This is a genomic window from Actinosynnema sp. NPDC020468 (genome assembly GCF_040642015.1).
GTDB lineage: Bacteria > Actinomycetota > Actinomycetes > Mycobacteriales > Pseudonocardiaceae > Actinosynnema.
Map to the genome: position 1 here is coordinate 218,960 of NZ_JBFAEO010000004.1, position 12,120 is coordinate 231,079.

Consider the following 12,120-nt stretch of genomic DNA (forward strand, 5'->3'; position numbering starts at 1 on the left):
CTGGTCCTTGCAGGTGTAAACGGGTGGCCTCACGGCCGCGGCGGCGGACCCTGCGGCGGGTACTGGCCAGGGGGCGGCCCGGGCGGGAACTGGCCCCGGGGGAATTGACCGGGGTTCGGCGGGTACTGGCCCTGGGGGTACTGGCCCGGCGGCGGGTACTGGCCCGGCGGAACGGTCGGCGGCGCGGCCTTGCGGCTCTTCTTCACCAGCACGACGACGAGCACCACGACGGCCGCGATCACCAACACGATCGCGGCCAGCGGGATGTAGCCCAAACCACCCATCTGCGCGAGCCCCCTCGGTGTGGACGCCGCACGGGCGGCGCTCAGTGCACCGAGGAAACCACACCCGCGAGGCGCTGCGCGGCGGACTCCGCGATCTCGTGGGTCGGCGCCTCCACCATCACGCGGACCAGCTGCTCGGTGCCCGACGGGCGCAGCAGCACGCGGCCGGTGTCGCCCAGCTCCTCGGTGACCGAGGCCACCGCGTCGTTCACCGCGCTCGCCGTCGCGACCGCCGCCTTGTCCGCGACCACGACGTTCAGCAGCACCTGCGGCAACCGGCGCATCACGCCCGCCAGCTCGCCGAGCGACCGGCCCGTCTCGGCCATCCGCGACATCAGGCGCAACGCCGTCAGCAGGCCGTCGCCGGTGGTGGCGTGCGCGGGCAGCACCACGTGACCGGACTGCTCGCCGCCCAGCGCGTACCCGCCGGCCCGCAGCTCCTCCAGCACGTACCGGTCGCCGACCGACGTCGTGCGCAGGGTGATGCCGTGCTCGCGCATGGCCAGGTGCAGACCCAGGTTGCTCATCACGGTGGCGACCAGGGTGCCCTCGGTCAGCTCGCCCGCGTCCTTCATGGCCAGCGCGATCACGGCCATGATCTGGTCGCCGTCGACCTCGTTGCCCTCGGCGTCGACGGCCAGGCAGCGGTCGGCGTCGCCGTCGTGCGCGATGCCCAGGTCCGCGCCGTGCTCCAGGACCGCGGCGCGCACCAGGTCCAGGTGCGTCGAGCCGCAGCCGTCGTTGATGTTCAGGCCGTCCGGGTCCGCGTGGATCGCGATCACCTCGGCGCCCGCGCGCCGGTAGACGTCCGGCGCGGCGATCGAGGCGGCGCCGTTCGCGCAGTCCACGACCACCTTCACGCCGTCCAGGCGGTGCGGCGTCACGTCGAGCAGGTGCGCGACGTAGCGGGCCTCGGCGTCCTCGACGTCGCGCACCCGGCCGATGCCCGCGCCCGTGGGGCGGTGGCCCGGCTCGGCCATCTTCTGCTCGATCTCGTCCTCGACCGCGTCCGGCAGCTTGTGGCCGCCGGCGGCGAAGAGCTTGATCCCGTTGTCGGGCATGGGGTTGTGCGAGGCGGAGATCATCACGCCCACGTCGGCGCCCAGCGCGGCGACCAGGTGCGCGACGGCGGGTGTCGGCAGCACGCCCGCGCGCAGCACGTCGGCGCCGGCGGACGTGAGACCCGCCACCACGGCGGCTTCCAGCATTTCGCCGCTCGCCCTCGGGTCCCGGCCGACGACGGCGACGGGTCGGTGCGAGCGGTCGTGTTCGGCCAGGACCCGGGCCGCCGAGGCGGCGATCGACAGGGCGAGTTCCGGGGTCAGGTTCGCGTTCGCGAGTCCGCGTACGCCGTCGGTGCCGAACAGCCGAGCCATGCGTCCTCCGTGATCAACCACACATCTTCGGGCGGAAAGCACAGCGGGAGCAGCAGTTCGGTGAGGAACTGGCTGCTCCCGCAGTGTCGCTGGACCCGGTGGGGTCAGCGCTTGCTGTACTGAGGCGCCTTGCGGGCCTTCTTCAGACCGTACTTCTTGCGCTCCTTGACCCGGGGGTCACGGGTGAGGAAGCCGGCCTTCTTCAGCACCGGGCGGTCCTCGGAGTCCACGGCGATCAGCGCACGCGCGATCGCGAGGCGCAGCGCGCCGGCCTGGCCGGTCGTGCCGCCGCCGCGCAGGTTCGCGATGACGTCGAACGTCTCGGGCTTCTCGGTCGTCACCAGCGGCTCGCGGATCAGCTGCTGGTGCACCTTGTTCGGGAAGTACGCCTCGAGCGTCTTCCCGTTCAGGGTGAACTTGCCGGTGCCGGGCAGCAGGCGCACGCGGACGATGGCCTCCTTGCGGCGGCCGACGGTCTGCGCCAGGTGGTGCGCGCCGTTGAGCTGGTGGCGGACGACCGGAGCGGCTTCCGCCTCCTCGTCGCCGGCCTCGTCGGAGTCGGACTCCTCGGAGACCGCCTCCTCGGAGTCGGCCTCGACGTCGGCGGCCTCGGTGGCCTCGACCTCGGTGGCGGTGTCTTCGGGGGTGTCGACGGCGGCCTCGGCCTCAGTGGCCTCGTCCACGTCGACCTCGGGGGTCGTCACGTCGATGTCCTCGGTGTGCTGCTCGGTCACTGGGCGACCTTCTTGATCTCGAACGGCTGCGGCTGCTGCGCAGCGTGCGGGTGGTTCGGGCCCGTGTAGACCTTGAGCTTGCCGGCGATGGCGCGGCCGAGGCGGTTCTTGGGCAGCATGCCCTTGATGGCCTTCTCGACGAGCCGGTCGGCCCGGGTGTCCAGAACCTCGCCGAACGACTGCTGGCGCAGACCGCCCGGGTGGCCCGAGTGCCGGTACACGAACTCCTGGTCACGCTTGTTGCCGGTCAACGCCACCTTGTCCGCGTTGACCACGATGACGAAGTCACCGGTGTCGACGTGCGGGGCGTAAGTCGGCTTGTGCTTGCCGCGCAGCAGCGTCGCGGCCTGGGTGGCGAGCCGACCGAGCACCACGTCCTGGGCGTCGATCACGTGCCAGGCTCGGGTCACCTCGCCGGGCTTCGGGCTGTACGTGCGCACGGGTCTACCTCGTCGTCACTTGCGTCTGGGGTCATTGCGGCGGCTGCTCAGGCCTTAGACCCCAGGTGGGCAGGTGGACCAGAACACGGGGCACGCGAGTGCGCCGATGTACCGCACAACAACGTAGGAAGATACCGGTCGGGTGCCGACCGGGTCAAAACGCCCCCCGCTAACGGCTCGGGAGGTCCGCCGCGATCCGTGCTACAGGGCACCCGCACGACCGCGGTAACGGACGATTCGGGCACGCCGGAGGGCTCGGGGCGGACGGTGACGCGCTCGGACCCCGACGCCCTGGGCGGGCACCGGGGTCCGAGGGTGGTGCGTGGGTTACCAGCGCGCCGAGTTGGTGCTCTCCGCCTGCTGGTAGGCGTCGGTCGCCTGGGCGACGGCGACACCGATGGAGGCCAGCACCGACTGGAGGTCGGCGGCGGAGGTGTTCCACTTGTTCTGGGCCTCCTGGTACGCCTCGGAGGACGAACCCTGCCACTGGGCGATGACCGGCGCGAGGCGGGTCTTCAGGTCCTCGAGGGCCTGCTCGACCTGCTTGGCCTGGCCGGAGATGTCGGAACCGGCGTTGCCGAGTTCGGCGAAGTTGACTTCGATACGACCGTCGTTCATTTTTCTCCCCTTCGGAAGTCAGAAACCTGTGCGGGTGGGTGAGGCACGACCGGCGAACCGGTCGGAGGGATCAGAAACCGCCGGACAGCCGGCCCAGCAGGCCGCTCATCGACTGGTTCTGCTCCTCTTCCTGGCGGCGGTAGATGTCGGCGCTGCCGCTCATCTGCTCCGCGATGGCCCGCAGGGCCTCCTGCAGCTTCCGGGCGTCGTCGTCGAAGCGCGCGATCAGGTTGGTGAAGGCGGTCGACGCCTCGCCCTTCCACGAAGCGCCGACGGTGTCGACGGTGCTGCGCAGGCTGCGCAGGATGCCCTGGACGGTGTCGTCGGTGCTCACGATGTCCTGAGCAGCCGTGACGAGCTCCTGAGTCCCGGTGCCGTAACCGCTACCAGCCATTGGGAGAACCCCCTTCGTCAGTGATGGTCGTACCCGTTTCACTCGGTACGCCACTTCCGACGCAGACCCTGCCACGTCCGGTTCCCCGTTGTCGCGACTTCTTCCCAAGTCGTTGCGCTAGTAAACGCGAACGCGCTCAGTACAGGATTCGCGCTTGCGAAAAGTCCTCGTCATCGCCGGTTTCGGGAGGAAGTTGACCACTCGGGCCGATCGGTGCACGGGAACCGCCGACCGGTGCCGGTGGTGTCGAATTTGCATTCGCGTCCGTTCGCACTTGCGATTCTTCGGCGGACAGCAGTTCCGTTCCCGAAGGCAATTGCCCGACCGGCAGCCCGCGATGACCGCGGAACCCCGCGGCGACCCTCCGGACGTCCGCCGAGGTGGCCTCGTGACCCTCGCGCGGCGACACCCGGCCGGCCTTGGCCCGGTCCGCCAGCGCCCGGTTCGCGGCGCGCTGGGCGGCCACGCCGGCACCCGCCGCGTCGGCCGCGCGCCGCCCCCTCGTGACGGCGGCCTCGACGGCCGTGCGGAAGCCCGCGAAGGCGTCCGGGACGCCGCTCATGTCGCTCCTGGTTCAGCTCGTGACGGTCAGGGTGCCCACGACCTGCTCGCACGCCGCGCGGACCCGGTCACGGCCGTCGCCGGGGTACTGGCACCCGACGCTGACCTGCACTCGGCCCTGGAACAGCACGTACCAGTCGATGGTCGCCGAAGCGGTCCGCTCAACGTAGTGGACGACGCGCTTGCCGGCGAAGTCCGCGGCCGGGTCGAAGTCGGACAGGCCGCGGCCCTGGTCGTAGGCGGTGCGCAGCTCGGACTCCGCCTTCGCGCGGTCGGCCGTCGCGTCGTAGGTCAGCTTCTGCTCCTGCACCGCGATCAGGTCCGTCGGCGACGGCGGGTCGTCCGGCTTCAGCTGGACCTTGCGGGTCGCCGCGTCGCCGCCGGACTGCTGCCAGCCCGGCGGCGCGGTGAAGCTGTAGTCGTACTGCGCGACCGCCTTGCCCTGCGGCGCGGACGGCACCGGGTCGCCGCTCTCGTCGCGGGAGAGCGCGAGCGCCACCGAACCGCCGACCACGACCACCAGCGCCACCGCGCCGACCACCAGCCACGGCGTGCGGGACCGGCGGGTCGGCGGCGGGGTGGGCGGCGGTGGCTGGTGCGGCGGGAAGTGGGGCGGCGGCTGCCGGACGACCGGCTGCGGCGCGGTGGCGGTGATCTTGCGGGTCAGCTTGCGGGTGCTGTCGTCGGTGATCTTCACCGTCACGTCGCCGGTGCCCGGCGGCAGCGAGCCGGTGCGCAGCGGGTCGGCCTGCACCGCGCGCAACGCGCCGCGCGCGACCACCGTCTGCGGCTGGTCGATGCTCGTCGGCACCACACCCGACTGCTCCAGCACCAGCCTGCCCACCAGCGGGATCCGGCTCGAACCGCCGACCAGGAAGACACCGGCCAGCCCGCGCGGGTGCAGGCCCGCGTCCCGCACCACGTCGACCACCAGCCCGGCCGCCCTGGTCAGCGGCGCGGTGACCAGGCGCTCCAGGTCGACCCGCGTCACGTGCGCGTCGGCGAACGGCGGTGGCAGCGGCACGTCGGTGTAGGCGTGCCGGGACAACGTCTCCTTCGCGCCGCGCACGTCCTGGCGCAGCATCCGGCGGCGCCGCCGGTCGGCCATCTCCCGACCCTCGACCAGCTGCCGCCACCCGTCCGGGTCACCGGGCGCGACCAGTGAGCCGATGTGCTCGAGCAGCGCCTGGTCCACGTCGACGCCGCCGAAACCCGGGTCGCCCTTGGTCGCGAGCACCCGGAACCCGGTGCCCTGGCGGGCCACCACGCTCGCGTCGACCGTGCCGCCGCCCAGGTCGAGCACGGCGAGCGCGGCTCCGTCGGGCAGCGCGTGGGTGGCCGAGTGGAACACCGCCGCGGCGACCGGCTCGGGCACCAACCGGATGTCCTGGCCGAGGCCGCGGGCGGCGTGCAGCAGCACGCGGGTGCGGATCGCGCCCCAGTCGGCCGGGTGGGTGAGCACGAGCAGGTCGACCCGGGCGCCGCCCGCGACCCGCCGCGCCTCGTCCACGACCCGGCGCAGCACGCCGCGCACCACGTCCACGACCGGCACCACCGACGAGCCCAGCAGCAGTTCGCCCTCGTCCACCCGGCGCTTCGGGTGCGGCTCGTAGCGGGACGGGTCGACGGCGGCCTGGCGCTCGGCCTCCTGGCCGACGAACAGCGTGCCGTCGGCGGCGGCGTACACGGCCGACGGGACGATCGGCTGCCCGTCCACCACGACGACCTGCGGCTCGCGGCCGTCGACCGAGACCGCGACGCAGGTGCTGGACGTGCCGAAGTCCACCGCCACGTGCAAGGTCATCCGCGCCTCCCCCGTCCGCCGCGCTCGGCTGACCGCACATGCATACCCGACACCTCCGACAGCCGTCAGCCCGGACGGCGTCAGGCGCCCGCCCGCGCGAGCAGCCGGTCGCCGACCGCGCGCATCTCCGGCGCGTTCAGCTCCTTGAAGATGTCCAGCGCGTCGCGCCAGCAGCGGCGGGCCTCCTCGACGTCGCCCAACTCGTGCCGGACGTCGCCCAGCCGGGACAGCGCCACCGCCTGGTTGTGCCGGTCCGCCACCGCGCGGCTGTGGTCGAGGGCCTGCTCCAGCGCGGACGCGGCGGCCTCGGGCGCGCCCAGCTCCTGGTGGATCAGGCCGAGGTTGGCCAGGTTGATGCCCGCCGAGTAGCGGTCGTCCGCGCGCAGGTTCAGCCGCAGCGCCTGGTCGAGGCACGTCAGCGCGCGGGCCAGCTCGCCGTGCGCGCGGTAGATCGTGGCGAGCGTGTCGAGCAGGATCGCCTCGCCCGGGCGGCCCTCCTGGGCGTGGCAGATCTCCAGCGCCCGCAGCAGGCACCCGATCGCCTCGTCGTTGCGGCCGATCGCGGTGTAGGCCATGCCCAGGTTGTTCAACGCCTTGCGCATGTTGCGGTCGCTGTTGATCGGCTCGGCCACCTCCAGCGCGCGCCGCCCGTAGGAGATCGAGTCCTCGAACCGGCCCATCCGGCCGCACACCGCGGCGAGGTTCACCAGGGTGTCGGCCTCCGCCAGCCGGTCGCCCAGCTCGCGCGCGCCGACCAGGCCCATCTCGCCGAGCCCGAGGATCTCCGGCCAGTACGAGCGCATGTTGAGGAAGTTCCAGGACACCGTGCCCATGGTCGGCAGGTAGTTCCACCGCCTGGTCGCGAACGCCTCGCCCGCCATCACGCAGAAGTTCGAGTACTCGGCCTCGAACCAGTCGCACGCGTGCTCGAACGAGGTGAAGGTCGCGGGCCGCACGGAGGGCGCGGGCTCGACCCGGGGCGGCACGTGGTCGGTGGTCATCCGGGTCTTCGCCTGGTAGCCGGTGTGCAGGTACCAGCTCAGCACCCGTTCGACGGCCGCCGCCCGGTCCGCCTCGGAGTCCTCGGCCGCCGAGCGCTCGGCCGCGTACCAGCGCAGCAGGTCGTAGGTCGAGTACCGGCCGGGCAGGTGCTCGAACAGCAGGTGGGCGCGCATCAGCTCGCCGATCGCCTCGCGGGTCGGCCCGACCGGCGCGCCCGCCAGCGCGACCGCCGCCGGCACCGAGATGTGCACGCACGGATGTCGGCCGACCAGGCGGAACAACCGGGCCGCCGGTGGGCTCAGGTGCCGGTAGGACCAGGAGAACACGGTCCGCACGCTCGCGTCCGGGTCGCCCGCGTCCAGGTAGTCCAACCGGTGGTGCTCGCCCGCGAGCTCGTCGGCCATCACCCGCAGCGGGAAGTGCGGGTTGATCACCGCGCGGGCCGCCACGATGGCCAGCGCCAGCGGCAGGCCCGCGCACCGGTGCACCAGCTCGAGCGCGGCCTCCTCGTCCTCGCGCACCCGACTCGCGCCGAGCCTGCGCACCAGCAGCGACCGGCCCTCCTCCGGGCTGAACAGGTCCAGCGTCACCGGGCTCGCGCCCTCGTTCGCGACCAGACCCGCCAGCCGGTCCCGGCTCGTGACCACCACGAAGCACGGCGAGTCGCCCGGCAGCAGCGGCCGGACCTGCTCGGCGTCGCGGGCGTTGTCCAGCACCAGCAGCAGCCGCCGGTTCGCCAGCACGGACCGGTAGAGCACGACCTGGCCGTCCAGCGCGGTCGGGATGTCCTGCGGCGCCACGCCGAACGCGTCCAGCACGCTGCGGATCGCCTCGGCGGGCTTCACCGGCTCGCCGGTCGGGTCGAACCCGCGCAGGTTCAGGTACAGCTGACCGTCGGGGAACCGCTCGGCCACCTGGTTGGCCCAGAACACCGCCAGCGTGGTCTTGCCGACGCCCGCCGTCCCGCCGATCGTCACCACGCCCGACTGCCGCTCGGCCAGCTCGGCCAGCCTGGCCAGCTCCTCGACCCGGCCGACGAAGTGCGGGCTGCGCGCGGGCAGCAGGTGCGGCGTCGTGGTGATCACCGTCTCGGCCCGCGCGGGCGCGGGTTCCGGCGACGCGATCAGGATGTGCTCGTGCAGCTCCTGGAGCCGCGGCCCGGGTTCCACGCCCAGCTCGCGGACCAGGTGGTCGCGCGCGGTCCGGTACGCGGCCAGCGCCTCGGCCTGCCGGTCCGACCGGTACAGCGCGAGCATCAGCTGCGCCCAGAACCGCTCGCGCAGCGGGTGCCTGCCGGTCAACGCGCGCAGCTCGGCCACCAGCTCGTGCGCCCGGCCGGCCGCGAGGTCCGCGTCCACCCGCAGCTCCAGCACGGCCAGCCGCTCCTCCAGCAGGGGCCCGACCTCGGCCAGGTGCAGCGCGTCGGACGGCACGTCCGCGAGCGGCTCGCCGCGCCACAGCTCCAGCGCCTCGGCGTGCCTGCCGTCGGCCGCCAGCGCCCGGAACCGGTGCAGGTCCAGCGCGTCCGGCGGCACGTCCGCCACGTAGCCGCCGGTCGCGGTCCGCACCACGTTCGCCGGTCCCAGCGCGCGCCGCAACCGGGTCACCACCATGTGCAACGTGGCGCGGGCGCGGGCGGGTGTCAGCGACCCGTCCTCCCACAGCAGCTCCACCAGCTCGTCCGCGGTCACCACGCGGTTCGCGCGCAGCAACAACGCGGCCAGCAGCACCCGCACCTTGCCCGCGGGCGTCGCGATCGGTCCACCCTGGTAGCGCACCTCCAGGGGACCGAGCACCTTGAACTCGGCCGTCATCCGCTCCCCCTTCCGACCTACCGTCGGGCCGCCCGTCCGCGGTGGCCCACCGCTCGTCGTCGACCCGGCCCTCCTCACTCGCACCGGCCGGTCACGAACCGACCCGAAGCCTCCCGTCGCCCGGACCCGGCAGCCGCGGCACGGTGTCGCCGTGGGCGCGGTGCAGCGCCGCCGACTCGCCGTGACAGCGCTCCGCCTCGGCGTCGTCGCCGAGCCGCTGGTGGATGTAGCCGAGGCTGTCCAAGGCCAGGGCTTCACCCAGCGGGTCCTCCAGTCGGCGGCACAGCCGCACGGTGCGCCGGCAATCCGCGAGCGCGGCCCGCAGGTGACCGAGTCGCGCGCGCAACCAGCCGGTCGAGTTGAGGGCGCGTGCCTGTCCACGCACGTCGCCCGCGTCCTCGTACAGGGCGAGAGCCTGCCCCATGTGGTGCAGCGCCACGCTCTCGTGGTCGGCGAACTCGTGCAGCACGCCCAGTTCGTAGTGCAGCCGGGCCGCCGTGCCCGGGTCGCGGGCCTCCGCCAGGCGGCGCAGCAGGTGCCGGCCCGCCTGGCCGTCGCACGGCGCCGGGTCGGGTGTGCCGCCGCGCAGCCGCCGGCACGCGGTGATCACCGCCGACAGCTGCCAGGCGTGCCGGTCGAACCCGAGCCGCGAGGCCAGCGGCACCAGCGCCCAGAGCACCGCGCGCTCCCGCTCGAACCATTCCGGCACCTCGGCCATGTCCGCCGGGCCGGTCACGACGACACCGGGTCGCGGCGCGTCCGGGATCGCGCCGCCCGCGCCCGAGTGCACGTAGTGGTCCAGCAACCGGTGCAGCGCGGCCTCCTCGTCGGTCGCCGGCAGCCCGCGCGCGTAGGCGTGCAGCAGTCCGCACACCGTGAACCGGCCCGGCGCCCACTCCGAGACCAGGTGGGTGCCCGCCAGCTCGACCAGCGCCCGCCGGGCGTCGCGCTCGGGCACACCCGCGAGGCTCGCCGCCGCGGCGACCGACACGTCCGGGCCGGGGTGCCTGCCCAGCAGGGCGAACATCCGGGCCGCGGCGCCGCCGAGCCGTTCGAACGACCAGGAGAACACCGCCTCCAGCCGGGCCGAGTCGCCGGTGTCCAGCACGTCCCAGCGGGTGCGCTCGTCGGCCAGTTCCCGGGCCACGACGGCCGGTCCGCGCTCGGCGGCCCGCGCGGCGACCGCGGCCAGCGCCGGCGGCAGGCCCGCGCACAACCGGACCAGCTCGGCGACCGCGTCCGGTTCGGCGGCCACCCGGTCCGCGCCCAGGTGCGCCTCCAGCAACCGCACCGCCTCGTCGTCCTCCAGGCCGTCCAGGGCCAGCGGACGGGCGCCCTCGTGCACGACCAGCCCGGTCAGCGTGACCCGGCTGGTGACCAGCGCGACGCAGCCCGCGCTGCTGGGCAGCAGCGGGCGCACCTGGTCGGCGTCGCGGGCGTTGTCCAGCAGCACCAACACCTTCCGGTCCGCGAGCACGCTCCGGTACAGGCCGGTCAGGTCGGTGCCGCCGGTCGGCACCCGGGCCGCGGGCACGCCCAGCGCGACCAGGAACCCGCGCAGCGCGTCCTCCGGCGGCACCGGGTCGCGCGTCGGGCCGAACCCGCGCAGGTCCACGTGCAGCAGGCCGTCCGGGAACCGGTGCGCCGCGCCGTGCGCCCACCGCAGCGCGAGCGCGGTCTTGCCGACGCCCGCCGCGCCGCTGATCGCGACCACCGCGGCGTCGTCGGCGGTGTGCGCGTCCAGCAGGTCCGACTCGGCCGCGCGCCCGACGAACGTCGGCAGCGGGTCCGGCAGCCGGTGCGGCGCGAGCACCCGCCGGTGCGCCTCGCGCAGCCGCGGGCTCGGGTCGACGCCCAGTTCCTCCGCGAGCCGGCGGCTGACCAGGTGGTAGGCCTCGAGCGCCTCGGGCCGCCGGTCCGAGCGGTGCAGCGCGAGCATCAGCTGGGCCCAGAACCGCTCGCGCAACGGGTGGCTGCCGGTCAGCGCGTCCAGCTCGGCGACCAGTTCCGCCGCCCGACCGGCGGCGAGGTCCTCGTCGATGCGCCGTTCCAGCACCGCGAGGTGCTCCTCGACCAACGGCGCGACGTCCTCGCGGTGCAGCGTCTCGGACCGCACGTCGGCCAGCGGCGCGCCGCGCCACAGCCGCAGCGCCTCGGCGTTGCGGCCGGCGGCGGCGTGCGCGCGGAACACGTCGAGGTCGAGTTCGCCGGGCGCGACCTCGACCAGGTAACCGGTGGACGTGGTGCGCACGGCGTTGCGCGGTCCCAGTGCCCGGCGCAGCCGGGTGACCACCACCTGGAGCGCGGACTTGGCGCGGTCGGGGTCGGCCCAGATGCGCTCGGTCAGCTCGGTGGTCGACACGGACCTGTTGGCGCGCAACAACAACGTGGCGAGCAGCACCCTGGACCGGCCCGCGGGCAGCGGGACCGGGTCGGTGCCGTCCCACACTTCCAACGGCCCCAGCACCTTGTAGCGGATCACACCCGCACCCCGGGCGGCACCACGCCGGACGGGGGAACAGCCACGCCGGTGGACATACCCCTCCCCCCTAGGACCGCGAGCCAGTCTACGTGCGGATCACGCCGAGTGAGGAGAGTGTGACGCTCGTGTGCGACGTCGGCACGGCACCCGCGCGGCGGTGATTGGTCCGAACGGCGGCAGGCCCGAACGGTTGCACGGAATGAGAGTGCGGCGTGAGTGGAGTGTGAGTCGCGGGGTGCAGAGTTCCGTCTTGTTCACCGCGGTTCGTCGGACGGCAGTGGGTGACCAAGGGGGGTACAGCCGTTCTGCGAGGCCGGGTCGACGCGACGTCAGGGGGGCGCGCGTCGAGGTCCAACCCGGTTGCCCCGCGGTGACCACCACGGCCCGTGGCGTCCCGGCGCTCCCCCGCCGGGACGTCCGCGGGCCGGAAGCCCACACCCCGCGGCCGGACGCCACCTCTCTCTCCGGGTACCGACGTCCACCGCCGCGCCGTGAAGGCCCCGCCGATCCCCAGGGCGGCAGCAAGGGCTACACGGTCCGGAACTCGGGCACCTACAAGGACAAGATGTCCTTGACCGAGGCGCTGGCCACCTCGCCGAACACCGGCTTCG

The 12,120-nt window shown here is 73.7% G+C and carries 11 protein-coding genes; 1 reads left to right on the forward strand and 10 read right to left on the reverse strand.

The features are described from left to right. Positions 1-29 precede the first annotated feature (29 nt). The 10 genes from AB0G50_RS05800 to AB0G50_RS05845 form a co-directional block, all read right to left on the reverse strand. Positions 30-284, reverse strand: coding sequence for a hypothetical protein (locus AB0G50_RS05800; protein ID WP_360102690.1), 255 nt, complete (start codon positions 282-284; stop codon positions 30-32). 41 nt (positions 285-325) lie between these two features. Continuing rightward, complete coding sequence (gene glmM / locus AB0G50_RS05805; protein ID WP_360102692.1) at positions 326-1,660, reverse strand: phosphoglucosamine mutase; 1,335 nt, start codon at positions 1,658-1,660, stop codon at positions 326-328. Positions 1,661-1,764: 104 nt separating this feature from the next. Further along, entirely contained in the window at positions 1,765-2,394 is a 630-nt protein-coding gene (gene rpsI / locus AB0G50_RS05810) for a 30S ribosomal protein S9 (RefSeq protein WP_360102694.1), read from the reverse strand. After that, entirely contained in the window at positions 2,391-2,834 is a 444-nt protein-coding gene (gene rplM, locus AB0G50_RS05815; protein ID WP_360102696.1) for a 50S ribosomal protein L13, read from the reverse strand. The genes rpsI and rplM overlap by 4 nt, the downstream gene beginning before the upstream one ends. A gap of 327 nt (positions 2,835-3,161) precedes the next feature. Beyond that, entirely contained in the window at positions 3,162-3,452 is a 291-nt protein-coding gene (locus AB0G50_RS05820; RefSeq protein ID WP_360102698.1) for a WXG100 family type VII secretion target, read from the reverse strand. A gap of 70 nt (positions 3,453-3,522) precedes the next feature. Next, complete coding sequence (locus AB0G50_RS05825) at positions 3,523-3,846, reverse strand: WXG100 family type VII secretion target (protein ID WP_360102700.1); 324 nt, start codon at positions 3,844-3,846, stop codon at positions 3,523-3,525. A 136-nt stretch (positions 3,847-3,982) separates the two neighbouring features. Further along, on the reverse strand, positions 3,983-4,408 hold the full coding sequence (locus AB0G50_RS05830; protein ID WP_360102702.1) for a hypothetical protein: 426 nt from the start codon (positions 4,406-4,408) through the stop codon (positions 3,983-3,985). 12 nt (positions 4,409-4,420) lie between these two features. After that, complete coding sequence (locus AB0G50_RS05835) at positions 4,421-6,211, reverse strand: type VII secretion-associated protein (protein WP_360102704.1); 1,791 nt, start codon at positions 6,209-6,211, stop codon at positions 4,421-4,423. Positions 6,212-6,291: 80 nt separating this feature from the next. Further along, positions 6,292-9,027, reverse strand: coding sequence for a BTAD domain-containing putative transcriptional regulator (locus tag AB0G50_RS05840; RefSeq protein WP_360102706.1), 2,736 nt, complete (start codon positions 9,025-9,027; stop codon positions 6,292-6,294). Between the two features lie 91 nt (positions 9,028-9,118). After that, complete coding sequence (locus AB0G50_RS05845) at positions 9,119-11,509, reverse strand: BTAD domain-containing putative transcriptional regulator (protein ID WP_360102708.1); 2,391 nt, start codon at positions 11,507-11,509, stop codon at positions 9,119-9,121. 370 nt (positions 11,510-11,879) lie between these two features. Between AB0G50_RS05845 and AB0G50_RS05850 the strand changes: the two genes are divergently transcribed. Next, positions 11,880-12,120: hypothetical protein (locus AB0G50_RS05850; RefSeq protein ID WP_360102710.1), on the forward strand; the 241-nt coding region annotated here is incomplete at its 3' end.

Coding starts and splice junctions, on each gene's coding strand:
- AB0G50_RS05800 (WP_360102690.1), bottom strand. CDS start 284: ATGGGTGGTTTGGGCTACATCCCGCTGGCCGCGATCGTGTTGGTGATC.
- glmM (WP_360102692.1), bottom strand. CDS start 1,660: ATGGCTCGGCTGTTCGGCACCGACGGCGTACGCGGACTCGCGAACGCG.
- AB0G50_RS05820 (WP_360102698.1), bottom strand. CDS start 3,452: ATGAACGACGGTCGTATCGAAGTCAACTTCGCCGAACTCGGCAACGCC.
- AB0G50_RS05825 (WP_360102700.1), bottom strand. CDS start 3,846: ATGGCTGGTAGCGGTTACGGCACCGGGACTCAGGAGCTCGTCACGGCT.
- AB0G50_RS05830 (WP_360102702.1), bottom strand. CDS start 4,408: ATGAGCGGCGTCCCGGACGCCTTCGCGGGCTTCCGCACGGCCGTCGAG.
- AB0G50_RS05835 (WP_360102704.1), bottom strand. CDS start 6,211: ATGACCTTGCACGTGGCGGTGGACTTCGGCACGTCCAGCACCTGCGTC.
- AB0G50_RS05840 (WP_360102706.1), bottom strand. CDS start 9,027: ATGACGGCCGAGTTCAAGGTGCTCGGTCCCCTGGAGGTGCGCTACCAG.